The 23,413-nt window shown below is 72.0% G+C and carries 27 protein-coding genes; 15 read left to right on the top strand and 12 right to left on the bottom strand.

The genetic code is table 11. From position 1 onward, the window contains the following. Positions 1 to 63: 63 nt before the first annotated feature. Positions 64 to 993 (top strand): LLM class F420-dependent oxidoreductase, encoded by a 930-nt coding sequence (locus tag PVK74_RS13995; RefSeq protein ID WP_166456698.1) that lies wholly within the window; start codon positions 64 to 66, stop codon positions 991 to 993. Between the two features lie 301 nt (positions 994 to 1,294). Here PVK74_RS13995 and PVK74_RS13990 read toward each other — a convergent pair whose 3' ends face one another. Beyond that, complete coding sequence (locus tag PVK74_RS13990; RefSeq protein WP_064448203.1) at positions 1,295 to 1,702, bottom strand: hypothetical protein; 408 nt, start codon at positions 1,700 to 1,702, stop codon at positions 1,295 to 1,297. A 67-nt stretch (positions 1,703 to 1,769) separates the two neighbouring features. Here PVK74_RS13990 and PVK74_RS13985 point away from each other — a divergent pair, with 67 nt between their 5' ends. Next, on the top strand, positions 1,770 to 2,996 hold the full coding sequence (locus PVK74_RS13985) for an FAD-binding protein (protein ID WP_064448315.1): 1,227 nt from the start codon (positions 1,770 to 1,772) through the stop codon (positions 2,994 to 2,996). 1 nt (position 2,997) lies between these two features. Here the strand turns inward: PVK74_RS13985 and PVK74_RS13980 are convergent, their stop codons facing one another. Next, positions 2,998 to 4,137, bottom strand: coding sequence for a site-2 protease family protein (locus PVK74_RS13980; RefSeq protein ID WP_043329128.1), 1,140 nt, complete (start codon positions 4,135 to 4,137; stop codon positions 2,998 to 3,000). 94 nt (positions 4,138 to 4,231) lie between these two features. Here PVK74_RS13980 and PVK74_RS13975 point away from each other — a divergent pair, with 94 nt between their 5' ends. Together PVK74_RS13975 and PVK74_RS13970 are read left to right on the top strand one after the other, a co-directional pair. Next, a complete protein-coding gene (locus PVK74_RS13975) occupies positions 4,232 to 4,501 on the top strand; it encodes a type II toxin-antitoxin system prevent-host-death family antitoxin (RefSeq protein WP_187694394.1) in 270 nt (89 codons plus the stop codon). 123 nt (positions 4,502 to 4,624) lie between these two features. Next, positions 4,625 to 6,730, top strand: a complete 2,106-nt coding sequence (locus tag PVK74_RS13970) for a prolyl oligopeptidase family serine peptidase (protein ID WP_274479192.1) — start codon at positions 4,625 to 4,627, stop codon at positions 6,728 to 6,730. A 100-nt stretch (positions 6,731 to 6,830) separates the two neighbouring features. Here the strand turns inward: PVK74_RS13970 and PVK74_RS13965 are convergent, their stop codons facing one another. The 5 genes from PVK74_RS13965 to PVK74_RS13945 form a co-directional block, all read right to left on the bottom strand. Further along, complete coding sequence (locus PVK74_RS13965; RefSeq protein ID WP_274479191.1) at positions 6,831 to 7,247, bottom strand: hypothetical protein; 417 nt, start codon at positions 7,245 to 7,247, stop codon at positions 6,831 to 6,833. A gap of 30 nt (positions 7,248 to 7,277) precedes the next feature. Beyond that, positions 7,278 to 8,249, bottom strand: coding sequence for a phospholipase D family protein (locus PVK74_RS13960; RefSeq protein ID WP_274479190.1), 972 nt, complete (start codon positions 8,247 to 8,249; stop codon positions 7,278 to 7,280). Positions 8,250 to 8,310: 61 nt separating this feature from the next. Next, positions 8,311 to 8,733, bottom strand: a complete 423-nt coding sequence (locus tag PVK74_RS13955) for a hypothetical protein (protein ID WP_274479189.1) — start codon at positions 8,731 to 8,733, stop codon at positions 8,311 to 8,313. A 92-nt stretch (positions 8,734 to 8,825) separates the two neighbouring features. Then, positions 8,826 to 9,032: a DUF397 domain-containing protein gene (locus PVK74_RS13950; protein ID WP_274479188.1), complete on the bottom strand. Its 207-nt coding sequence runs from the start codon at positions 9,030 to 9,032 to the stop codon at positions 8,826 to 8,828. 13 nt (positions 9,033 to 9,045) lie between these two features. Beyond that, on the bottom strand, positions 9,046 to 9,882 hold the full coding sequence (locus tag PVK74_RS13945; RefSeq protein ID WP_113972633.1) for a helix-turn-helix domain-containing protein: 837 nt from the start codon (positions 9,880 to 9,882) through the stop codon (positions 9,046 to 9,048). A gap of 270 nt (positions 9,883 to 10,152) precedes the next feature. On the opposite strand from PVK74_RS13945, the gene PVK74_RS13940 reads away from it, so the two are divergent. The 4 genes from PVK74_RS13940 to PVK74_RS13925 all read left to right on the top strand — a co-directional run bounded on the left by PVK74_RS13940 (position 10,153) and on the right by PVK74_RS13925 (position 11,475). Beyond that, positions 10,153 to 10,467 (top strand): DivIVA domain-containing protein, encoded by a 315-nt coding sequence (locus tag PVK74_RS13940; protein WP_269704675.1) that lies wholly within the window; start codon positions 10,153 to 10,155, stop codon positions 10,465 to 10,467. Then, entirely contained in the window at positions 10,464 to 10,718 is a 255-nt protein-coding gene (locus PVK74_RS13935) for a hypothetical protein (RefSeq protein ID WP_274479187.1), read from the top strand. Before PVK74_RS13940 ends, PVK74_RS13935 begins: the two co-directional genes overlap by 4 nt. A gap of 65 nt (positions 10,719 to 10,783) precedes the next feature. Next, entirely contained in the window at positions 10,784 to 11,068 is a 285-nt protein-coding gene (locus PVK74_RS13930; protein WP_121685563.1) for a hypothetical protein, read from the top strand. Further along, on the top strand, positions 11,065 to 11,475 hold the full coding sequence (locus PVK74_RS13925) for a type II toxin-antitoxin system VapC family toxin (protein WP_069088896.1): 411 nt from the start codon (positions 11,065 to 11,067) through the stop codon (positions 11,473 to 11,475). Before PVK74_RS13930 ends, PVK74_RS13925 begins: the two co-directional genes overlap by 4 nt. A 13-nt stretch (positions 11,476 to 11,488) precedes the next feature. Here PVK74_RS13925 and PVK74_RS13920 read toward each other — a convergent pair whose 3' ends face one another. The 3 genes from PVK74_RS13920 to PVK74_RS13910 form a co-directional block, all read right to left on the bottom strand. Then, the gene (locus tag PVK74_RS13920; RefSeq protein WP_064448209.1) at positions 11,489 to 11,908 is read right to left on the bottom strand and encodes a PIN domain nuclease; all 420 of its coding nucleotides are present in this window, start codon (positions 11,906 to 11,908) and stop codon (positions 11,489 to 11,491) included. Then, entirely contained in the window at positions 11,905 to 12,114 is a 210-nt protein-coding gene (locus PVK74_RS13915) for a type II toxin-antitoxin system VapB family antitoxin (RefSeq protein WP_043329142.1), read from the bottom strand. Before PVK74_RS13915 ends, PVK74_RS13920 begins: the two co-directional genes overlap by 4 nt. Positions 12,115 to 12,187: 73 nt before the next feature. Continuing rightward, positions 12,188 to 13,039 (bottom strand): alpha/beta hydrolase, encoded by an 852-nt coding sequence (locus PVK74_RS13910; RefSeq protein ID WP_274479186.1) that lies wholly within the window; start codon positions 13,037 to 13,039, stop codon positions 12,188 to 12,190. 137 nt (positions 13,040 to 13,176) lie between these two features. Here PVK74_RS13910 and PVK74_RS13905 point away from each other — a divergent pair, with 137 nt between their 5' ends. The 5 genes from PVK74_RS13905 to PVK74_RS13885 all read left to right on the top strand — a co-directional run bounded on the left by PVK74_RS13905 (position 13,177) and on the right by PVK74_RS13885 (position 17,524). Further along, positions 13,177 to 13,920, top strand: a complete 744-nt coding sequence (locus tag PVK74_RS13905) for an SDR family NAD(P)-dependent oxidoreductase (protein ID WP_274479185.1) — start codon at positions 13,177 to 13,179, stop codon at positions 13,918 to 13,920. A 109-nt stretch (positions 13,921 to 14,029) separates the two neighbouring features. After that, the gene (locus tag PVK74_RS13900) at positions 14,030 to 14,914 is read left to right on the top strand and encodes an ABC transporter ATP-binding protein (protein ID WP_043329147.1); all 885 of its coding nucleotides are present in this window, start codon (positions 14,030 to 14,032) and stop codon (positions 14,912 to 14,914) included. A gap of 16 nt (positions 14,915 to 14,930) precedes the next feature. Further along, positions 14,931 to 15,728: an ABC transporter permease gene (locus tag PVK74_RS13895; RefSeq protein ID WP_205797327.1), complete on the top strand. Its 798-nt coding sequence runs from the start codon at positions 14,931 to 14,933 to the stop codon at positions 15,726 to 15,728. A gap of 21 nt (positions 15,729 to 15,749) precedes the next feature. After that, on the top strand, positions 15,750 to 16,907 hold the full coding sequence (locus tag PVK74_RS13890; protein ID WP_210872684.1) for a sensor histidine kinase: 1,158 nt from the start codon (positions 15,750 to 15,752) through the stop codon (positions 16,905 to 16,907). Further along, a complete protein-coding gene (locus PVK74_RS13885) occupies positions 16,904 to 17,524 on the top strand; it encodes a response regulator transcription factor (protein ID WP_043329150.1) in 621 nt (206 codons plus the stop codon). The genes PVK74_RS13890 and PVK74_RS13885 overlap by 4 nt, the downstream gene beginning before the upstream one ends. A 6-nt stretch (positions 17,525 to 17,530) precedes the next feature. Here the strand turns inward: PVK74_RS13885 and PVK74_RS13880 are convergent, their stop codons facing one another. Further along, positions 17,531 to 18,421, bottom strand: a complete 891-nt coding sequence (locus tag PVK74_RS13880; protein ID WP_274479184.1) for a L,D-transpeptidase family protein — start codon at positions 18,419 to 18,421, stop codon at positions 17,531 to 17,533. A gap of 74 nt (positions 18,422 to 18,495) precedes the next feature. Then, positions 18,496 to 19,941, bottom strand: a complete 1,446-nt coding sequence (locus PVK74_RS13875; protein ID WP_274479183.1) for an alpha-amylase — start codon at positions 19,939 to 19,941, stop codon at positions 18,496 to 18,498. A 239-nt stretch (positions 19,942 to 20,180) separates the two neighbouring features. Between PVK74_RS13875 and PVK74_RS13870 the strand changes: the two genes are divergently transcribed. Both PVK74_RS13870 and PVK74_RS13865 read left to right on the top strand, forming a co-directional pair. Beyond that, positions 20,181 to 21,935, top strand: a complete 1,755-nt coding sequence (locus PVK74_RS13870) for a hypothetical protein (RefSeq protein ID WP_274479182.1) — start codon at positions 20,181 to 20,183, stop codon at positions 21,933 to 21,935. Continuing rightward, on the top strand, positions 21,932 to 23,401 hold the full coding sequence (locus tag PVK74_RS13865; protein ID WP_274479181.1) for an NADH-quinone oxidoreductase subunit NuoF family protein: 1,470 nt from the start codon (positions 21,932 to 21,934) through the stop codon (positions 23,399 to 23,401). The genes PVK74_RS13870 and PVK74_RS13865 overlap by 4 nt, the downstream gene beginning before the upstream one ends. Positions 23,402 to 23,413 lie beyond the last annotated feature (12 nt).

Below are 23,413 nucleotides of genomic sequence, written 5' to 3'. Positions count from 1 at the left end.
TATGCCTGGCAAGGAATGACAGGTCGCGCTGCCCCGCCCCGGCCGGCTCCATATGCTCGGGGCATGGAACTGCGGATCTTCACCGAACCCCAGCAGGGCGCCACGTACGACCAGCTCCTCGCCGTGGCCCGGCGCGCGGAGGAGACCGGCTTCGCCGCCTTCTTCCGCTCCGACCACTACCTGAAGATGGGCTCGGTGAGCGGTGACCCCGGCCCGACCGACGCCTGGACCACGCTCGCCGGGCTGGCCCGCGACACCACCCGGATCCGGCTCGGCACGCTGATGACCGCCGCCACGTTCCGGCTCCCCGGCCCGCTGGCGATCACCGTGGCGCAGGTCGACCAGATGAGCGGCGGCCGGGTCGAGCTGGGCATCGGCACCGGCTGGTACGCCGAGGAACACACCGCGTACGGCATCCCGTTCCCGCCGCTGGGGGAGCGGTTCGACCGGCTGGAGGAGCAGCTCGCGGTGATCACCGGGCTCTGGTCCACCCCGGCGGGCTCCACGTTCGACTTCCCCGGCACGTACTACCCGGTCAGCGACTCGCCCGCGCTGCCCAAGCCGGTGCAGCGCCCCCGCCCGCCGATCCTGCTCGGCGGCATGGGCCCGAAGCGCACGCCCCGCCTGGCCGCCCGGTACGCCGACGAGTTCAACCTGCCGTTCGTCTCGGTCGAGGACACCGTCACGCAGTTCCAGCGGGTACGCGACGCCTGCGCCGAGATCGACCGCGATCCGTCCACGATGGCTTGGTCCAACGCGCTCGTGCTGTGCTGCGGCCGCAACGAGGCCGAGGTGAAGCGGCGCGCCGAGGCGATCGGTCGTGACCCGGACGAGTTGCGCGCCAACGGCGCCGCCGGCACGCCCGCCGAGGTGGTCGAGACGCTCGGCCGGTACGCCGAGGCGGGCAGCTCCCGGGCCTACCTCCAGGTGCTGGACCTGACCGACCTGGACCACCTGGAGCTGGTAGCCGCCGAGGTGATGCCCCACATCTGACCGGGGTTGGCGTCCCCCGCCCCGCCTCCCGCCTCCCGCCTCCCGTCGAGATCTTGGTACGGAACGGCCCCTATAGGGGCCGTTCCGTACCAAGATCTCCAGCGGTCCCACCTTGCGGAACAACAATCTCGCGTTACGGGAGGCACTCCCGCGCCGCCCCCCACAAACCCCGCGATCTTGCGGTTGCGGCCCTTCCGGTGCCGGATTTACGGCTCTTGTCGGGGCGGCAACCGCATGATCAACGGCGGTGTGGACGCCAGAACTCCAAGATCGTCGCCGAGTCGCGTGGGCGGCGGGCGGGTCAGCTTGTTGTGGCGCGGCGGACCGTGTCGAGGCGGCCGTCGCGGTCGCTGTCCAGGTACGTCACGTCGGGTACGCCGTCGCCGTCCAGGTCGATCTGCACCACGTCGGCCACACCGTCGCCGTCCAGATCCGTGACCACCTCGACGGAACCGTCCAGGTGCCGGGTCACGATCGACCGGCCCGCCCCCTGGCGCGGCGGCGGCCCCGGGTGGGGCACCGGCGCGGGCTCGGGCTCCGGCGTGGGCCCCGGAACCGGGGCGGTCGCGGCGGGCGTCACCCCCACACCGGCGGGTCCCACACCGGCGGGCGGCATCTCCGCAGCGTCGGGGTCCACGCCGGTCGGGTCGATCTCCTCCTCCGACGGGTACACGTCGCCGCGGAGGCTCGGGTCGCGGTAGCTGCTCATCCCGCCAGGATTCCCGCCGAGTGGCCGGGGCAACCCTGCCGGCGCATGATGGCGGATGATGCAGCGCATGACGGACACGAACTGGGCCGGAAACGTCAGCTGGTCGGCGCGTACCCGATCGCGGCCGACCTCGACCGACGAACTGCGGCGGCTGGTCGCGGAGGCCGACCTGGTCCGGGCCGTCGGCACCGGCCACTCGTTCAACCGGCTCGGCGACACCACCGGCACCCAGATCGCGCTGGACGGCCTGCCACCCGCCGTCGCGCTCGACCCCGACCGCGGCGCCGTCACCGTCGCGGCGGGCGTCCGCTACGGCGACCTGGCCACCGCGCTCCAGGCCCAGGGGTACGCGCTGGCGAACCTCGCGTCGCTGCCGCACATCTCGGTGGCCGGCTCGGTCGCCACCGCCACCCACGGCTCCGGCGCGCGGAACCGCAACCTGGCCGCCGCCGTCGCCGCGCTGGAACTCGTCACCGCCGACGGCGACCTGATCACCGTCGACCGGGCCGACCCGCGGTTCGCCGGGCTGGTGGTCAACCTGGGCGCGCTGGGCGTGGTCACCCGGCTCACGCTCGACGTGGTGCCCACGTACGAGATCCGGCAGCACGTCCGTCTGGGCCTGCCCCGCGCCGCGCTGGACGAGGCGCTCGACGCCGCGTACAGCGTCAGCGTCTTCACCTCGTGGCGCTCGGAGCGCTTCGACCAGGTGTGGGTGAAGCAGTACGCCGACGAGGCCCCGCCGCCCGCCGACTGGCTGGACACGGTGGCCGCCGACTCGCCCCGGCACCCGGTGCCCGGCATGTCGCCGGAGCACTGCACCGCTCAGCTCGGCGAGCCGGGGCCGTGGCACGAGCGGCTGCCGCACTTCCGGCTCGGCTTCACCCCCAGCAGCGGCGAGGAGCTGCAGTCGGAGTGGCACGTGGCCCGGGCCGACGCGTCGGCGGCGCTCGCCGCGCTCGACCCGGTCGCCGACCGCATCGCCGCCGTGCTCCAGATCTGCGAGCTGCGTACGGTCGCCGCCGACGAGCTGTGGCTGAGCCCGAACTTCCGGCGCGACTCGCTGGCGCTGCACTTCACCTGGATCGGCGATCCGGTCGCTGTCGCGCCGGTGCTAACCGAGGTGGAGGAGCGGCTCGCCCCGTTCGCGCCGCGCCCGCACTGGGGCAAGCTGTTCGAGCGCGATCCCGCCGCCGCGTACCCCCGGCACGCCGACTTCGCCGCGCTGCTGCGCGAGTTCGACCCGAAGGGGAAGTTCCGCACCGCCGAGATGGACCGCTACTTCCCCCGGGACTGACTCAGCGTCCGGCCGGCATCTGCTGGCGCAGGCTGCCGCGCTGCACCGCGCGGCTGATGTCGCTGGGCGAGACGATGCCGACAAGCTGGTTGTCGACCACCACGAGAGCGCGGCCGTCGGTGCACTCGTTGAGCCGGGGCAGCAGGTCGGTGAGCTGCTCGTCCGGGCGGGCGAGCACCAGCTCGTCGGCCCGGCAGGACACCTCGGCCAGCGTGGTCGACGCACGGCGGTCGGCCGCGATGCCGCGTACCCGATCGAGCGTGACCAGACCGACCGGCCTGCCGTCGACGGTCAGTGGGAGCGCGGAGTGCCGGTACGCGAAAAGGTAGTGGTCGACGAAGTCGGCCACTGTGAGGTCGCCGGACGCGGTCTGCGGCTGCGGCGTCATCACGTCGCCGACCCGGATGCCGCGCAGCGCGTCGCCCATCCGGGCGGCGCGTTCCTCCTGGCCGGCGGCGCCGAGCAGGAACCAGCCGATCAGCGCCAGCCACAACCCGCCGAACCCCGCGCCGGTGAAGAACCGCCACAGCCCCAGCCCGATCAGCACGACGCCGAGCACCCAGCCCGCGCGGGCCGCCACCACCGACGCCTTGGTTCGGTCGCCGGTGAACTTCCACACCGCCGCGCGCAGCAGCCGCCCGCCGTCCAGCGGGGCGGCCGGCAGCACGTTGAAGATCGCCAGCAGTACGTTGATGCCCGCCAGCCAGGCCAGCGCGCCGAGCAGCAGCCCGTGCCCGCCCGCGGCGGCCACAGCCACCGCGATCGCCGCGAAGAACACGCCGATGATCAGGCTGACCAGCGGCCCGACCCCGGCGATCCGCAGCTCGGCGCCCGGGTCCTTCGCCTCGCCCTTCAGCTCGGCGACACCGCCGAACAGCCAGAGCGTGATGCCCTCGACCTCGATGCCGTTGCGCTTGGCGACCACCGCGTGCGCCACCTCGTGGGCGAGCAGACCGACGAAGAAGACCACGGCGGCGGCCAGGCCGGCCGCGAAGTAGGCGACGGGGGAGTGACCGGGGTACGAGGCCGGGAACAGGCTCGCCGACAGCGCCCACGCGATCAGCACGAAGATGACCAGGACACTCCAGTTGACGCCGACCGGTACGCCCGCGATCCGACCCAGACGGAAACTCGCCCTCATGTTTCCGTCATACCCGGCGGACCCACCCGCACACCAGGGTCGGCAGGCGGCACTTTTGCACTTGTACGAGTTGTACGAGTCGTACGATCGGGACATGAGCGAGCCCGCCGCCGAACTGCCGATCTCCGATGCCCGAGACAGCCTCGCGGATGTCGTGTCGCGTGCCCACTACGCCGGGCGGATCACCTACGTGACCCGCCGGGGGCAGCGCTTGGCGGCCATCGTCCCCGCCGAGCTTGCCGAGGCGATCGAGCGAGCCGAGGATGCCGCAGATGTCTCGGCGGCCCGCGATGCCCTGGCCCGTATCGACGCCGGCGACACCCCCGTCCCGCTGGCCGACCTGCGCGACGAGCGCGGCCTGTGACTCCGCACGAGCTGGTCTTCGCCGTCCAAGTCGACCGGGCCGGCCTCTCTCATGGCTACCTGTTGAGTCGCCATGCTGACATCTGGGACTGGGTCAGGGCCGCTCATCGGGATAGTGGCGAGGGTGGCGACGCAGGTTGATGAGGGCGACGACCCGTACCTCTGGTTGGAGGAGCTTGAAGGCGCGGACGCCGTGCGGTGGGTGCGGGAGCGGAACCTGGAGACCGCCGCCGCGCTGACCGACGGTGAGGCGTTCGCCGGCCTGCGGACGGAGATCCGGCAGGTGCTGGACGCAGACGACCGCATCCCGTATCCGGGATGGCGTGCGGACGGCTTCTACTACAACTTCTGGACCGACACCGTGCACCCGCGCGGGGTGTGGCGGCGGACCACCCTCGACCAGTATCGCCAGCCGGCGCCGGAGTGGGACGTGCTGCTCGACCTGGACGCCCTCGCCGCCAAGGAGGGCGAGAACTGGGTCTGGCAGCAGGTGACGGTGCTGCGCCCCGGTTACCGGCGTTGCCTGATCAGCCTGTCCCGCGGTGGCGCGGACGCGGTCGTCGTACGGGAGTTCGACCTGGTGCGCCGCGACTTTGTCGAGGACGGTTTCGCGCTCCCCGAGGCAAAGACCGACGTCTGTTGGATCGACGCCGACCACATCTTCGTCGGCACCGACTTCGGACCCGGATCACTGACCTCGTCGGGATATCCACGAGTCGTCAAGCGCTGGCGGCGAGGCACCCCGCTCTCCGCGGCTGCCCTCGTACACGAGGGGCGCGCGGACGACGTCAGCGTCCACGCCTGGCACGATCCGAGTCCCGGCTTCGCGCGTGACTTCGTAGCCCGAAGCCTGGACTTCTATCGGGTACGGAAGCACCTGCTGACCGAGGCCGACGAGCTGGTGCCGATCGACGTGCCGGAGGACGCCGACTCGGACGTGCACCGGATGTGGCTGCTGATCCGACTGCGCTCGGCGTGGACGGTCGGCGGGGTCACGCATCCGGCGGGCACGCTGCTGGTCACCCCGTTCGACGCGTTCCTGGCTGGCGGGCGGGATTTGGCGGTGCTCTTCCGGCCGGACGACCGCGCCGCGCTGAGCGGCTGGGCCTGGACGCGACGCCACCTGATCCTGGAGACCCTCCTCGACGTGCGGAGCCGGCTTGAGGTGCTGACGCCCGACGGGTCGGGCTGGCGGCGTGAGCCGCTCGCCGAACCGCCGGTGGGTCGGCACAGCCGGATCGTAGAGACCGACCCGGACCACAGCGATGCCTATCTGCTCGACTCCGAAGGGTTCCTGCAACCGGCGACGCTGCGACTCGGGCAGGTCGGCGGCCCGGTGGAAACGCTCAAGCGAGAGCCGGCCTTCTTCAATCCTGAGGGCCTGGCGGTGCGCCAGTTCTTCGCCACCTCGGTTGACGGGACGCTGGTGCCGTACTTCGTGGTGGGAAAGGCGGACGCGACCGGCGGGCCGGCGCTGCTCACCGGCTACGGCGGCTACGAGATCCCGATGACCCCGAACTACAGCGGAGTCATCGGCCGGGGGTGGCTGGCCCGCGGCGGCACGTACGCGGTGGCGAACATCCGGGGCGGCGGCGAGTACGGCCCACGGTGGCACCGCGCGGCGCTGCGGGAGAACCGGCTGCGGGCGTACGAGGACTTCGCGGCGGTCGCGGCCGACCTGGTGACGCGCGGGATCACCACGCCGCGAAGGCTGGGCATCGAGGGCGGTAGCAACGGCGGGCTGCTGATGGGAGTGATGCTCACCCGCTACCCGGCGCTGTTCGGCGCGGTTGTCGCGCACGTGCCCCTGCTGGACATGCGGCGCTACCACCGGCTGCTGGCCGGCGCCTCGTGGATGGCCGAGTACGGCGACCCGGACCGGGAGGAGGACTGGGCCTACCTGCGGGAGTACTCGCCGTACCACAACGTCCGGGCCGGCGAGGCGTACCCGCCGGTCCTGTTCGTGACCTCGACCCGAGACGACCGGGTGCATCCCGCGCACGCCCGCAAGATGGCGGCCCGGCTGCGGGAGTACGGGCACGACGTGACCTACCACGAGAACGTCGAGGGCGGGCACGGCGCGGCGGCGAACAACGAGCAGCGCGCCTTCGTCTGGACACTCACGCTGGAGTTCCTGTGGCGGAAGCTGGCGGGACCGGACCGGCCCCTGCCGCGCCAGGTCCCGCCGGGCGACGCTGCCGAGCGGGCCAGCCGTGGAATCCACCGGTGACCGAGCCGAAGACGCAGCGCACGACCCTATTGAGCGGTTCGGGTCCAGCTACCGACCAGAGGTTCAGCGCGCCGTTGCCGGGCTGTGTCGAAGCCAGGATCTACGTGCCGTCTGCACGCTCGAAGGCCGCCCAGTCGTCCTCCCATCGGGCGACGTCCTGCGGCTCGATCTTGGTGTGCTGGCTCTCGCTGTTGCGCGGCCTGACGCCTACCCGGTCCATGAACTGCTGGTGTCGTAGTTGCACATCACGGCGGAGGTCGTCGCCGGGCGCGACGAAGAATCGAGGATGAATCCCGGAGACGTCCACCAGCACGTACGTTCCGATGGTGCTGCTGGTGAACTTGCCGATGTCCGCGATCATCCAAGCGCCCTTGCCCGCGACCATCACCGCGGCGCGACGACGGTTGACGGTGATGAACGTCTGCGCGCCGACGAGTTCCGCTTGGTAACCACGTAGAAGGGCGTGACCGACGGCAAGATGGCGGCCGGCTTGGTGGGTCTGCCGATGGGTGGGCACCGGATCCTCCCTGAAGCCTTGTCCGTGGGGCTACGGCCGCTCGTTCGAGACCGGCCAGAGTTCGCGCAGAGCCTTCGCTGCGGAGGAATAGGCTTCAAACGGCTTATCCCAATCGATACTGCCGCCGGCTGCCTGCACCGCCTCTTCCACCTCCGCGAAGGTGCGTGTCTCGGGATCGCTGTGCGACCAGACCAGAAAGGCCACCGGGTGACGTCTAGGTTCGGTCACCACTCGCGCCACCCGTGCAGGAGACCATGCTCGGGAGGTGCGGCGGGGCTTCTGCTCGATTGCACCGACGTCGACGACGACGACCTCGTCCCCTTGCCGGACGGCCTGCTCATCGCCCCGATTCATGCGCCAGGGCAAGACAGTCCCACGTCCGTGTCGCTGTTCCAGCCTTTTTGCGACCACTGCCGCCTTACTGGGAAGCGCAGTCGTTTCGTTGACCGCCATGCCCACCCAGAGGCGGGGCAGTCGTCGGTGGGCGCGGGGCAGTGGAGCGGCAACCGGCGGACGGTAGACAGCCCGGGCGTGCACAAGCCATTCCGCGTCGATCTCGTCGCTTTCGGCCTGCCATACGTCCAACTGTTCGGCTACCTGGGCGCACAGCCCTTCGTCGTCGGTGACGACTGCGGCCTCCCGTAGCCGGTCCCGGGAGTGAGCCGAGGCGTTAGCCGAGCCGACCACCGCCCGGGTCTGCCTGCCCTCCAGCAGCATCACCTTGGCATGCAGGCCCCAGAGCGAACGCACCTCGACACGCTCGGAGAGCCAGGCGTCCACGACGGCCGGATCGACGAGACCGGCGCCGAGCGCCGCATCGGACCCGTCCACGATGATCAGGTCGCCACCGACGAGACCCAGCATCTGAGCAGCGGCCGACCCGATGTAGGCGATAGCGGCTCGTTTCCGCGTGGCCTGTCGCAGGTAGCTGTCGAGGCCGTCCCAGGTGTCGTCCGCGATCAGCCGAATCATCGTCGCATCGTCGCACCTGCCGTCCAGCATGGTCGATGCCTTGTCGGGTGGCGATGGCCGTCGTCTGAGTACCGGGACCGCCTGCACGGCTTCACGTATGGCCGCGTCGGCTCTTGACCCCCCACCGCTTGCAGGTCTCCCGCTGCTCCTCCCAGAACCGGACGCTCGCCGTCACGGCTTCCGGCTTGGCGCGCTCCGCGAGCGGGTCGGCCAAGCCGTTGATCCGGAAGTAGCCCGCTCCCGGAAATCCAGCACGGCGGGCGGCGACGTGCACGACGAGTGCGTCCAGGGGAGGGAGCTGCCGTTCCTTGCAGCGGTTGTGAAACGCCTCCATGAACTCGGTGACCCGCTGAGGGTCGCCGTCCATGTGGAGGTACTGCGGCGCGGGAAGGCCCGCCGCATCGAACACTCGGGAGTACGAGACGGTCTGCCCGCGATCCTCCGCGCCGTTCTTGATCACGAAGTCGATGGCCGCATCGACGTCATCGACGCTGAATTCGTGCGAGGGGCTCATGGAGGGCACGGTAGCCGGGTTGTTCACCGGAAGCCGCGCAGCACACTGTCAGCACGCCGACACCGCCGCTCCCGTGCTGGCGAGGCAACCCCTCAGCGGCTCAGGGTCTCGCTCTTGACGGCCCGGATGAAGGCGGCCCAACTGCTCGGCGGGAAGGCGAGGGCCGGACCGGCGGGGTCCTTGCTGTCGCGTAGCCCGACCACGCCGGGCAGGTTGTCGGCGACCTCGACGCAGTTTCCGGAGCCGTTGCTGCGGGTGCTCTTGCGCCAGGTCACCGCCGCCTGGTTGGCCTCTTCCACCCGCGCCGTCCTCTCATAGCTCGTCGATCGCCCCCAGGATCAGGTCGTGCGACTCGCGGGCGCTGGCCGCCGTGGCGACCAGGTGCTCGAAGACGCGGCTGTACTCCCTGACCTGTTGGCCTTCGAGGTAGAGGCTACCCGCGCGGGTCTCGACGTAGACGACCCCCGGATCGGCCGGCTCGGGGAAGGCCAGCACGCTGAAGGCACTGCCCATCGACCCGTACTCGCCCGCGCCGAAGGTCAGGATCTGAATGGTGCGGCCGGGTCGGTCGGCCTCCTCGGCCAGTCGCCGCAACTGCGCCGCGAACAGCTCCGCGCCGCCGACCGGCCGCCGTAGTGCGGCTTCGTCCAGCACCACCCAGAGCTTCGGCGGAGTCTCGGTGTCCTGTCGCCGCATGCGCAACTCCACCCGCCGGTCCACCTCGTCGGTCGGGGCGTCCGGGTGCTCGGCGCGGATGACCGCGCGGGCGTAGTCGGCGGTCTGGAGTAGACCCGGAACCAGTTGCGGCTCGAACGCGCGGATCTCGGAGGCCTCGGCCTCCAGCCCGACGTAGACCTCGAACCAGTCCGGCAGCACGTCGTCGTACGCCTGCCACCAGCCGCGCTTGCGGGCATCGCGGGCGACCTGGACGAGTGCGTCCACCTCGTCGCCTTCCACCCCGTACAGCTCAAGAAGTCCACGGGCGACCGGCGGCATGACGGACACCTGGGCGTTCTCGATGCGGCTGATCGCCGACTTCGAGATCCCCACCTCCTTGGCGGCCTGGTCGGCGGTCATGCCGGTCTGCTCACGGAGGCGACGGAGGGCAGCGGCCAGGCGTCGACGTCGGACGGTCGGGCTTCCAGTCATGCCGGTCAGTGTGGCGGAAGCGGACGAGCTTCGCAATGACATCATCCCGAATCGGGAGTTGCGCAAAGGGTGCGGTTCACTGCACGATGAGTGAGTGGCCGGATCGGCTGGGTCATCGGGTGTCGACCTGGGCCACGCGTTGTGCCCTGCTGACGTACTGCTGGTCGAAGGCTGCGGTGGCAGGTGCCGGGGTGGGTCCGCCGGTGCGCGGCGGGCCGGTGGGCCCGCCCTTCCACGGTTCGATCTCGACGGTGAGAGGCAGGTCCTGTCATGCGCGTCTTCCTCCGGCGTGTCCGGCGTCGCCGGCGGTCGGTCCTCGGATCGACCTGCTACCGCTCGTCCGCCTATCAGCCCTTGCGTCCGTGGCAGGTCCGTGAGCGGAGCTTCCGGACGACCCAGCTGGGCCGGCGTGGGCTCGATCCGCAGGAGGTGCGGGAGTTCCTCGACCGCGTCGCCGGTGACCTGGCCGTCGTCTACGACGCGCTGGCGCAGAGCCGCCGGGAGACAGACCGGATCAAGAACGCGCTGCGTCGCTGGCAGTCGGAGCAGGCCCGGGCCCGCAACGAACGGGGGTACGACAGGTGACCGAGCGATGGGTGATCCACCTGCCGGTCGTCGTCAACGACCTGCTCTCCGCTCAGCGGCTGGCCCGGGTGGTGGCGCACTGGTCGCACGTCCTGCCGCAGACCGAGCCCGGCGGCACCACGATCTCGGCGGAGGACGACCAGAACGTCCGCCACTGGGTGTTCTGCGACCGGTTGCTGCCCGGTGGGCAGCGGTGTCTGCTCCGGCCCGGACACGACGGTGAGTGCTCCCGGCGGTTCCGGCCGCGATGAGCACCCGCTCGACCGGCACCGCGTGCCGCACCGAAAGCGGAGTATGCATGAGCTATGGTGAGAGTATGACGCGGCGCATCACGATCAGCCTGCCCGACGACGTGGCCGAGTACGTCGAGCGGTCGCAGGGCACGACGTCCGGCTTCATCGCCGACGTGCTCCGGCGGAAGATGCGAGCGGACGGTCTGCGTGCCCGATGGGCTGAGCACGGCTATGTGGTGACCGACGAGGACGTCGAGCGGGCTCGCCGGAGGCTGGCACAACAGCCGCCGATCACCGACGAGCAACACGATCGGAACATGGAGTGGCTACGCCAGTTCGGGGACGGTGACGGGGCGGCTGCCGCGTGAACGGGCTCGTCCTGGACACGTCCGCACTGCTCGCGTACGCCGCTGGGGACAGCGTCGAGCCGGGTGCGCTGCTGACCCTCGCGCAGGAGGATCCCGAGCAGGAGGTGTGGATCCCGGCGCTCTGCCTGGGGCAGGCGCAGCTTCAGGTAGCGGGTACTCCGGCCGCCGATCTGCTCGACCTGCTCCTCGACACGGACCGGGACATCCGGATCGCGGTATACGACGGTCCGACCAGCCGGCGGGTGGCCCGGATCGCGGCGAGCCGCAAGGTGCCGCTCGACGTGGCCCACGCGATCGCCACCGCCGTGCTCTACCGGTGCTACCTGGTCACACGGGACGTCGGGACGGTAGCGGTGGCGGCCCCGCCCGACCTCGAGGTCCTCGACATCTCCGACTCCTGGGAATGAGGACCGTAGTCGGTCAGTCGGCCTTTCCGGCCGGGACGACCCACGTCGTCGGCTGGCCGGTGATCGCGGTGATCAGGTCGAAGTCACCGTCGTAGTGCAGAACGGTCACGCCATGCCGTTCGGCGGTGGCGGCGATCAGCAGATCGGCCATCGAAAGCGCGCGGTGGTTGCCCTTGTGCAGCGCCTGCACCTGGACGTCGATCGCACGATCCCAGATGTCGTCCGGCATGGCGAGCCAGTCGAAGCCGCGAAGCAGCCATCGAGCGCGCTGCGCGTCCTTGGCCGAGCGGGCGCTGTGCACCACCTCGATCTCGACCGCCCCGCAGACCGCCAGCAGACCGCGCTCGGACAACTCGTCCAGGACGGGTGCCACGGCGGGCTTCGGCCACCTGGCGAGCGCCGACTTGTCGAGAAGGTAGCGCTCCCGCGTCATGCCGCTTCGGGCTTCGACGCCTGCTGCGGGTCGGTGAGGTCCGGCAGGCCGCCGCTCTTGAGCCAGTCGGCGAACTCCCGGCGCTTCTCCCGGTTGACCACTTCCTGCAGCGCGGCGTTGACGGTGGCCTTCTTGGTGCCGGTACCGAGGATCTCGGCGGCCTCGGCCAGGAGGTCGTCGTCGACGTCAAGGATGGTCCGGGACACGTGCGCCTCCTCGTCCGAGCACTCGAAACGAGGTGATGATATCAATTTTTGCTGATCTTGATATCTCCGTGGGTCAACGCCGTCGCGGGGCCTCGGCGACCACTGTCGGGGAATACTCGTTCGCCGCCTCGACCGCCCACTCCAGCGCGTAGTCCGCCTCCTCCTCCCAGCCCGGTTCGCCGCCGACGAAGTGCGACCGGCCGGGGAACTCCCGGTAGCCGGTGAGCGCCGTCGAACTCCGGTAGAGGTTGGCGATCGAGCTGGCCAAGGTTGCGGGCACCACGTGGTCCTCGCCGCCCGCGGTGATCAGCAGCGGGGCGCGGTCGCTGCGCTTCTTGTCGATCTCGGTGGCGGAGTTCGGGTCCAGGTTGGCGAACGCGGCCTCGAACAGCACGTGCCCAGCGCCCGGTACGGCGTACCGCTCCCAGGCGGCGTCGGACTCCTGCTGGCTGATGGTGTTGCCGAAGGCGTACCGGAAGTCCTCCGGCGTGAACGGCACGGCGCGGTGCCGGTTGGCCGGGTTGTGCAGGATCGAATATCCGGACCGCAGCGTGCTGGGCGGCAGCTTGAGCACACCCCGTACCGGCGCGGGGTGCACGGCGACCACCGCGGCGCCGAGGCGGCGGTCCGCCAGCAACTGGGCGATCAGGCCGCCGAACGAGTGGCCCATGATGATCGGCGGGCGCGGCAGGTCCCTGACGATCGCCGCGTAGTGGTCGGCGATGTCGGCGATGCGCTGCGCGGCGATCGGGGCCGGGTCGGCCCGCAGCTCCTCCACCTCGCGGTCCATCCCGGGCCAGGCGGGCGTGAGCACCTGGAAGCCGCGCGCTGAGTACCGCTGCGCCCAGTGCTCCCAGCTCCGCGAGGTCATCCAGAGCCCGTGGATGAGCACGATCGTGTCGACCCGTCCCGTCGGTGCGCTCATGTCCGCCTCCCCGTTTCGCCGCTGGACGGCCCGCGCGTACCCGGACTGGGCGCCGGCAATCCTGCCTGACCGGCCGGACAGGAATTGACGGCTGACCCGGATGATCAGCGTCCTGAGTCGACTGTCAGGATGACGACATGACGGTCAGACTTGCCGACAGGGTCGCCCTGGTGACGGGCGGGAGCCGGGGAATCGGCGCCGCCGTCGTGCGCCGGCTGGCCGAGGACGGCATCCACGTCGCGTTCACCTACCGCACCGCGCAGGACAGCGCGAAGTCCGTGGTGGCCGAGATCGAGGCGTACGGGCGGACCGGCCTGGCGATCAACGCGGACAGCGCCGACGCGACGGCCGTGATCGGCGCCGTGGACCGGACCGTCGCCGAGTTGGGGCGGCTGGACATCCTGGTCAACAACGCCGGCGTGTTCGCGGGTGGGCCGATCGAGTCGGTCAGCCTCGACGCCCTGGACCGGGCGATCGCGGTGAACGTGCGCGGGGTCTACCTCGCCACCCAGGCGGCGGTACGCCACATGGGCGCGGGTGGGCGGATCGTCAACATCGGCAGCAGCTTCGCCAGCCGCGTCCCGGCACCGGGGGTGAGCGCGTACGCGATGACCAAGAGCGCCGTGAACGGGCTGACCCGGGCGCTCGCCCGCGAACTCGGTCCGCGTGGGATCACCGTCAACCTGATCCTGCCCGGCTCGACCGACACCGACATGAACCCGGCGGACAGCGCGGGCGCGGACGGGCAGCGGTCGCACATCGCCCTCGGCCGGTACGCGACCCCGGACGACGTGGCGGCGACTGTCAGTCACCTGGTGAGCCCCGGCGGACGGCACGTCACCGGCGCGTCGATCGCGATCGACGGCGGCGCGACGGCCTGATCGGCCCCAGAGCGTCCGGCGTCGGCGGCGTGACCGCCTGACAAATGTCACGGCCGGAAGGTGACTGCCGCTCCGGGGAACCGGACACCGCACGCCGGAGCATCGGGACATGACCGATTCCGCACCGGCCGTGGACCTGGCCGGACTCACCAAGACCTTCGGCCCGGTGACCGCCGTCGACGGGCTCGACCTGCGGATCGCCGCCGGTGAGGTGGTGGCGTTCCTCGGCCCCAACGGCGCCGGCAAGACCACCACCGTCGACATGCTGCTCGGGCTGGCCCGCCCGGACGCCGGCACGGTCCGCCTCTTCGGCGGCGAGCCGGCCGACGCCGTCCGGCACGGCCGGGTCGCCGCCGTGATGCAGACCGGCGGCCTGCTCAAGGACCTCACCGTCGCCGAGACGGTACGGATGACCGCGCACTTCTACGGCCACACCCGGCCGGTGGCGGAGGTGCTGGAGCGCGCCGGCATCGCCGGGATCGCCGACCGGGCGGTCGGCAAGTGCTCGGGCGGGCAGCAGCAGCGCCTGCGGTTCGCGCTCGCGCTGCTGCCCGACCCGGACCTGATGGTGCTGGACGAGCCGACCACCGGCATGGACGTCGAGGGCCGGCGCGACTTCTGGCAGGCGATCCGGGCCGACGCCCGCTCCGGCCGGACCGTCCTGTTCGCCACCCACTACCTGGACGAAGCCGACGCGTACGCGGACCGGATCGTGCTGATCCGCCAGGGCCGCGTGGTCGCCGACGGCACCACCGCCGAGATCAAGAACCTGGCCGCCGGGCGGGTGGTGCGGGCGACGCTGCCCGGCGCCGACCAGGCCGCACTCGCCGCGCTGCCGGGCGTCCGCTCGGTCGAGGTACGCGGCGACGCGGTCCTCGTGCACACAGGGGACTCCGATGTGGTCGCCCGGCACCTGCTGACCCGCACGGACGCCCGGGACCTGGAGATCACCTCACGCAACCTCGAGGACGCGTTCCTCACCCTGACCGCCTGAACCGGGGAGCCTCGCCATGACCGCCACGACCTCGTCCACCACCGCCCGCGCCGTCGACCGCCGGCCGCCCATGCTCGGCGGGTTCTGCGCGCCGGTGCTCGCCATCGAGATCCGCCGGGTGCTGCGCAACCGCCGTACGCTGCTGTTCATCCTGGTCATGCCGGCCGTGTTCTTCCTGCTGTTCGGGCTGCCCACGCGCGGGGAGAAGCTGGACAACGGGCTGCCGGTCACCGGCTGGATCATGATCAGCCTGGCCGTGTACGCGGCCATGGTCGCCACCACCAGCGCCGGCGCGGCCGTCGCCACCGAACGCGCGCTGGGCTGGAGCCGGCAACTGCGGCTCACTCCGCTGCGCCCCGCCGCGTACGTGGCGACCAAGGTCGCCACCGCGATGGTGCTCGGCCTGCTCGGCGTACTCGTGGAGTTCGCCGTCGGCGCGGCCTCCGGGGTCCGGCTGCCGGCCCACGTCTGGGTCGAGTCCGGCCTGACCGCCTGGGTCGGCGCGCTCGTGTTCGCCGCGTTCGGGCTCTTCGTCGGCTACCTCGCCCCGGCCGAGAACGTCATGCAGTTCGTGGGCCCGGCGCTGGCGATCCTGGCCATGCTGGGCGGCCTGTTCGTCCCGCTGGAGCTGCTGCCCGACGTGATGCGGCAGATCGCCAAGTTCACCCCGGTGTACGGGGTCGGTCAGCTCGCCCGCGCGCCGCTGACCGGCACCGGGGTGGACTGGGCGGCGGTGGCGAACGTGACCGCCTGGACCGTGTTCTTCGGCCTCGGCGCGGCCCGGCTGTTCCGCCGGGACACCACCCGTGTCTGAGCGGGGTCTAGCGTGGTCGGCGTGACGTCGCCGCCCGGTCCGGCCCGGCCGGTGAACCGCCACTGGCGGTTCACCGGCTGGCTGCTGGCGGCGGTCTGGCTGTTCTTCCTCAACATCCCGCTCGGCACCGCACTGCACCAGCCGCAACTGTGGCGGCGGCTGGTCGGGATCGGCGCGCTCGTCGCGTTCGCCGTGGCGTACGTGCTGATCTTCGAATGGGCCCGGGGCCGACGGCAGCGCCATCGACCGGTGCCGCCCGGCCGGGCCCGGCTGCTGATCGCCGTGCTGCTCGCGCTCGGGCTGGCCGGGATCCCCGGCACCGGCGGCGACTGGCTGACCACACTGGTCTTCGTCGGGGCAGCCGCGGTGTTCCTGCTGCCGTCGGCAGAGGCGCTGGTCGTGGTGGTGCTGGCCGCGGCGGCGCCGCCGGTGACCGCGCGTCTGGTGCCCGGCTGGGAGCACGAGAGCACGCTCGTCTTCGCGGTGCTGCTCGCCTCGTTCGCGATGTTCGGGGTGAGCCGGCTGGCCCAGCGCAACGGCGAACTCCAGGCCGCGCAGCAGGAGATCCGCCGGCTGGCGGTGGCCGAGGAACGCGCCCGCGCCGCCCGGGACCTGCACGACATCCTCGGGCACTCGCTCACCGTGGTGGCGGTCAAGGCCGAACTGGCCGGCCGGCTGCTGGAGCTGGACCCGGCCCGCGCCGCCACCGAGGTCGCCGACATCGAGCGGCTGGCCCGGGAGGCGCTGGCGGACGTGCGGAGCACCGTCGGGGCGTACCGCGGGGTGGATCTGGCCTCCGAACTGGCCGGCGCGCGGTCGGCGCTGACCGCCGCGGGCGTCGTCGCGGAGCTGCCGGAGTCGGTGCCGCCGCTGCCGGCGGACCGCGACGAGCTGTTCGGCTGGGCGGTCCGCGAGGGGGTGACGAACGTGGTGCGGCACAGCGGCGCCCGCCACTGCGTCATCCGGGTGGAACCGTCGGCGGTGGAGGTACGCGACGACGGCCGGGGCCCGGCGGACCAGCATGGCCCGGCCGGGCACGGGCTGGCCGGGCTGCGGGAGCGGGCCCGGCGGCTGGACGCGACGGTGACGGTGACGGTGGCGCGGCCGGACGACGGGCGTGGCTTCCTGCTCCGGGTGACGGTGCCCGCGGCGGATCCGGACGGAGGGACGCGCCCGTGACCGAGCCGATCAGGCTGCTGCTCGCCGACGACCAGGCGCTGGTCCGGGGCGCGCTCGCAGCGCTGCTGTCGTTGGAGCCGGACCTGACTGTGGTGGCCGAGGTGAGCCGCGGCGACGAGGTGGTGCCGGAGGCGCTGCGCACCGGCCCGGACGTGGCGCTGCTCGACGTGGAGATGCCGGGCCTGGACGGGGTGGCCGCGACCGCCGCGCTGCGGGCCGCGCTGCCGTCCTGCCGGGTGCTCGTGGTGACCACGTTCGGGCGGCCCGGCTACCTGCGCCGGGCGATGGAGGCGGGCGCGAACGGCTTCGTGGTGAAGGACACCCCGGCCCGGCAGCTCGCCGACGCGGTCCGCCGGGTGCACGCCGGGCTGCGGGTGGTCGACCCGGCGCTCGCCGCCGAGACGCTCGCCACCGGGCCGAGCCCGCTCACCGAGCGGGAGACCGAGGTGCTGCGTACGGCGCGCGGCGGCGGCACGGTGGCCGAGCTGGCGGCGACGTTGCACCTGTCCGAGGGGACCGTACGCAATCATCTTTCCGCAGCCATCGGCAAGACCGGCGCCCGCAACCGGGCCGACGCGGTGCGGGTGGCCGAGGCCAACGGCTGGCTGCTGGGCTGAGCCCGGTCAGGGCAGGCGGTCCACCACGACGAAGGCGGTGCCCGGCTCGACCTCGGTCAGCAGCAGGCGCTGGGCGCTGCGGGTCAGCCGGATGCAGCCGTTCGTGACGTTCTTGCCGAGCGTGTCGTCGTTGTACCAGCTGTGCAGTCCGATGTGGGCGCCGCGCAGCCCGGTCGGCACCGCACCCGGGTCGTCCGGGATCGCGCCGAGGGCGAAGATGTCGACGCCGCCGTAGACGGCCTCCGGGGGCGGGGTGCGGCCCAGTACGAACGTGCGGCCCAGTGGCGTGAGCTGCCCGGACATGCCGAGGCTGACCGGCCAGGTGCGCATCGCGCGCCCGTCCCGGCTCCAGGTGAGGCGGTGGGTGCGCCGTTCCACCACGATCTGGTCGCGCAGCGCCACCGTGGTCCAGCCGCCCGAGGGCAGCCAGCCGATGGTGCGGTTGGCCGACGGGAGCAGCACGGCGGTCCAGCCGGAGCGGCGTTCGACGATCGGCACGGTGAGCCGTACGCCGTTGATGGTCGGCGCGAGGAAGGCCAGCGGACGGCCGCCCGGCGCGTCGTACGCGGCCACGTTGCGGTTCGGGCGCAGCCCTTCGCCGAGCTGGCGGGTGTCGGCCGGATCCGGGTCGGGCGGGAAGCCGCGCGGCGCCGGGTCGTAGGTGATCACCGGCAGGTCGTCCGGCGGGCGCGCGGCGGGCGGCACCGACTCGTACGGCGACGGGCTCGGCGCGGCGGTCGTGCTCGTGGGCGCGGCGACGACCGGCGTTGACGGGCGCGCGGGCGTGACGGTGAGCGCGCGGCCGACCAGCAGCGCGGTGACGAGCAGCAGCGGTACGGCGAGCGCGGCGATCAGCCAACCGGGAGGTCGGCGCGCGGCAAACCGGTCGAACAGCACGAAACTGACTGTAACCGACCGGAAGCCCCCGTACCCGGTACTACGGGTACGGGGGCTTCGCGGCCCGGGGTGGCTCAGCTGAGCTTCGCGCCGATGTGGATGGCGATCGCGTCGTGCGCGGGGACGTTCGCGGCGAACCAGCCGGACGAGTCCACCGTGATCACCGGACCGCTGCACGAGCCGTTGCTGAACGTGCCGTGGACGACGTCGCAGTAGCGGCCGGCCGGCAACCCGGTGTAGTACGAGCGGCCGTTCACCGCGCTGCCCTCGTCGTTGATCGTCAGGTAGCCCTTGCCGGTACGGCTGAACGCGATGTGCTGGTAGCCGTTGTCGTACCAGTTGGAGACCCCGGCGCCCTCGGTGGCGTTGCGGAAGCCGACCATGTTGGCGATGACCGGCCAGCGGTGCTCGCACTCCCAGCCCGAGTAGCAGGTGACGTTGGTGATCCGGTTGCTGCCGTCGGCGGGCGGGCCCTGGTCCCGGCCGCTGTAGGTGAAGCTCGACATCACCGCCGGGGTGCCGTACGGCCAGGCCAGCATGAACGCGTTGGCCAGCGCGTACGTGCCGCGGTCGCGGTAGGTGAGCACGCCGCCCTCGCGCTGGGTGTCGTGGTTGTCGGTGAAGACCACCGCCTTCGCGCTCGACAGGTAGCCCCAGGACTCACCGAAGTTCTTCAGGTACGCCAGCCGCTCGTTGTTGAACATCCGGGCCAGGTCCTTGCCGTACCGGAACTCGTGCACGTCACCGTTGCCGGTGTACTCGGTCGGCTGGATCGGCTCGCCCGCGCCGTAGATGACCTCCTGCACCAGGTACGCGCTGCGGTTCAGCTTGGCCTTGATCGCGGCGATGTCGGCGGCCGGCATGTGCTTGCTGCCGTCCAGGCGGAAACCGTCGACGCCGAGGGAGAGCAGGTCGTTGAGGTACGCGGCGAGCCGGCCGCGCACGTACTCCGACTCGGTCTTGAGGTCGGCGAGGTTGACCAGCTCGCAGTTCTGCACCTCGTACCGGTCGTTGTAGTTGGCGATGTCGTTGTTGCCGTTGCGCCCGCAGTAGTGGAAGTCCTGCGCCGAGTAGATGCCGGGATAGTTGTAGTGGCCGTACGACGAGCCGGCCCAGCCGGTGCCGCCGTTCTCCTGGCCGGACATGTGGTTGACCACGGCGTCGACGATCACCTTCACGCCCGCCGCGTGGCACGTGTTCACCATGGACTGGAACTGCGCGCGGGTGCCCTTGCGGGACTCGATCCGGTAGCTGACCGGCTGGTACGACACCCACCACGGGCTGCTGTTGACGTGCTCCTGGGGCGGGGACACCTGCACGTAGCCGTAGCCCTTCGGGCCCAGCGTGCTGGTGCACTCGGCGGCCACCGACGTCCAGTTCCACTCGAAGAGCTGGACGATGACCTTCTTGGCGCCCGGGGTGGCGGCGGTGGCCGGGGGAGCCGCCGCCGTGATCGGGACGAGCAGGCTGGCGGCCAGGCCCAGGGCGAGCGCCGCGGTGCGGAATCGGCGTCGATGCATCAGGACTCCTGCGAGGGTGCGGGGGATGCGGGGGAGTGGAGCCTGTCTCAGTGCTGGCTTCTTGCAGCCCGCGCTGAAATTTTGCGGCAAGGTTACGAGAATGTTGCAAGGACTGTCAACGTATGGGCATTCGTCGTTGCGTCAGGCGCCACACGCGCGTCCGGACCGGACGGTTCGAAAAACCGGCCGAGAAATTCGCCACCGGAGGTGATCCGTCCGCGCCGTCGCTCCGTACCTGAGTGGGGAGCAGGGTCGGCCGGTGGGGGCGCCGCCGCGAGACGATCGAGGAGCAGATGGCCCGGGCACAGCAGAACGAGAAGACGACGACCGTCCGGACCACCACCAGCAGCCGTGGTGCCCGGACCATGTCGAAGTCCGCGATCGCGGCGCTGACCGCTTCCGCACTCGGCCTCGCGTGGGCCGGAGTGGAGCTGGCCGGCGCCGGCGGGCTCATGTACTCGTACGGATTCTTCTTCACCGAGTTCTTCGCCGGGGTGGTCGCCCTGGTCGCGCTCAGCATCACCGTCATGCTGGGCCTGCTCGCCACCGATCGCCTGGTGCTGCTCATCCGGCACCGCGTGCTGCTCCAGTCCGCGCACCGCGCCACCGGCGTGCTCGGCGTGGCCGGACTGGTCTTCCACGTCATCACCAAGGTGGCCATCGGCCGGGCCGGTCCCACCGACGCGGTGGTGCCGTTCATCGGCGGCGCCGGCCTCTACGTCGGACTCGGCACCGTCGCCGCGCTGCTGATGGTGGGCGTGCTCTGGACCGGAATCGTCCGGGTCCGGTTCGCCGGCGTCGGTCCCAAGTGGTTCTGGCGGGCGCTGCACTCGATGGCCTACGTGTCCTGGCCGTTCGCGCTGGTGCACGGCCTCAACGCCGGCCGTCCCGCGGCGACCTGGGTGCTGCTCAGCTACCTCGCCTGCGTGCTGGCCGTGGTGCTGGCGCTGATGGTGCGGCTCTCCGTCCACCTGGGCAAGCGCAGCCGGGAACAGCACCAGGCCGCCGCGCTCAACAAGGCCATGGCCGGCAAGGCCGAGGAGCGGACCGGCGTGTTCGCCGTGCTCACCCGCAAGAAGGACAGCGCCAAGGAGGACAGCGGCACCGGCCGGGGGCGCTGGGCCGAGGCCACCGCCACCTGGACCGCGCCGGCCGGCACCGCCCGGCGGCGCGACCCCGAGCGGTTCGCCGTACCCGTGGTGCCGGAACCCGGCTCGCTGCGGGAACCGGTCCGCGCGTCCGCCCGCCGCCGCGACGAGGAGCGGGTCGCCACCCGGGTACGCGAGGAGGAGCGCGAGCCGGTCCTCTTCGACCGGGACGAGGAACTGGTGCCGGCACGCCGGTCCGACAGTGAACGCTCCCGCCGTCGTCGCCGGTCCGAGGAGGAGCCGGCGGGCCGCCGGTCCCGCACCGACGAGGAGCGGGTGAGCCGCCGGTCCCGGACCGACGCGGAACGGGTCGGTCGCCGATCCCGGGCCGACGAGGACGTCGCCGCCCGCTACTCGGCCCCGCCGGAGAGCGGTGGCCGCCACTCCGCGCCCCCGGACACCGGGGGCCGCCACTCCGCCCCGCCGGACAGCAGCCGGTACGCCACCCCGGCCGAGGTGGCCCGCTACTCCGCGCCGCCGCGTGCCGGCAGCGAGCCGGAGGAGCCGTGGGACAGCCCGCGCCGCTGGGAGACCCGCCCGGTCTCCGGTGAGCCGATCTCGGCCGGGCCGATCTCCGGCAGCCCGATGTCGGCGCAGCCGCTCAGCGGATCCGGCCGGCGCTACCGGGACGAGGAGGACGTGCCGGAGGAGCCGGACTACTGGCGCCCGCCGGCCCGCTACGACGCCGACGAGGCGTTCGTGGACGACACCCCGACGCTCGTCGACCTCGCCTCCCGTCGCGCCATGCGGGCCGGCAAGGACAGCCGGTCCGGCCGTCGCAAGCGGGCCGACGCGGACGCGGTCGACGGGGCGTACTGGGCCGGGCTGCGGGGTGAGGCCCGGTGACGCGGCAGACCAAGGTCCCACCGGTCGCCTGCGTCGGCGAGCCCCGCCTGACCGCCGGGTTCGCCGAGTTCGGCCGGCTCGACCTGCTCGCCCACGAGGAGGTGCACGGCCCGATCGGCCCGATGGAACCGGCGGCGCTGCTGCGGCTCGCCGAAGCCATCGACCTCAAGGGCAAGGGCGGCGCGGGCTTCCCGTTCGCCCGCAAGCTTCGCGCGGTGCTGGAGTCCTGCGAGCGGCAGGACCTCTCCGCCGTGGTCGTCGTCAACGCCACCGAGGGGGAACCGGCGAGCTGGAAGGACAAGGTGCTGCTCACCCGCGCCCCGCACCTGATCCTGGACGGCGCCGCGCTGGCCGCGTTCGCGCTCGACGCGGAGGAGATCGTCATCGGCGTCGCCGACGACGACGTGGGCCGGCCCTCGCTGGCCGAGGCGCTGCAGGAACGCCGGATGCCGGTGCCCACCACGATCGTCACGGTGCCGCACCGGTTCATCTCCGGCGAGGGCGGCGCGCTCGTCAACGGCATCAACGGCCTGCCGCACATCCCGCCCGGCACCAAGAAGCGCTCCAGCGACTCCGGCGTCGGCGGGCTGCCCACCCTGCTGTCGAACGCCGAGACGTACTCCCAGCTCGCCGTCGCCGCCCGGATCGGCCCGTACGAGTACGCCGCGCTCGGCACCGACGACGAGCCCGGCACCGTGCTGCTCACCGTCACCGGGTCGGCGAAGCGGCCCGCCGTGGTGGAGTGCGCCGCGGGCACCCCGCTGCGCGAGATCCTCGACCTGTGCGAGGTGCCGCCCGGCCCGGGCATCCTGATGGGCGGCTACCACGGCAAGTGGATCACCGCGGCGGCGGCGGACCGGGCCGAGGTGTCCCGCAAGGGGCTCACCGCCGTCGGCGGCACGCTCGGCGCCGGCATCATCGTGCCGCTCGGCGCCGACACCTGCCCGCTCGGCGAGGCCGCCCAGGTCGTGCGGTACCTGGCCGGTGAGTCCGCCGGGCAGTGCGGCCCGTGCAAGATGGGCCTGCCCGACCTGGCCCGCTCGGTCGACCTCGCGGTCTCCGGCAGCGCCCCGGTCGAGCTGGTCCGCGCCGCGGCCGGGGACGTCAAGGGACGCGGCGCGTGCAGCCACCCGGACGGCACCGCCCGGTTCGCGCTGTCCGCCATGGAGGTGTTCGCCGACGACCTGCGGCTGCACGCCACCGGCGAGGGCTGCGGCAAGCGGGTCAAGGGCATGATGGGCCTGCCCGGCGCGCCCGACGCCAACCCGCAGAAACTCACGCTCGACTGGTCCCGCTGCGACGGCCACGGGCTCTGCGCGCACGTGGTGCCGGACTTCATCCGGCTCGACGGCAACGGCTACCCGGCGTTCCCGCCTACCCCGGTGCCGACGTGGCTGCGCGAAGGCGCGCTCAAGGCGGTAAAGGTCTGTCCCGAACTCGCGCTTCGCCTGGTCCGGGCCGAGTAGAACCCAGGAGCC

Origin of the sequence: Micromonospora chalcea (assembly GCF_028768405.1) — a bacterium.
GTDB classification, from domain to species: domain Bacteria; phylum Actinomycetota; class Actinomycetes; order Mycobacteriales; family Micromonosporaceae; genus Micromonospora; species Micromonospora chalcea.
The sequence above is the reverse complement of the archived record's forward strand: the minus strand, read 5'-3'. Positions and strand labels throughout refer to the sequence as shown.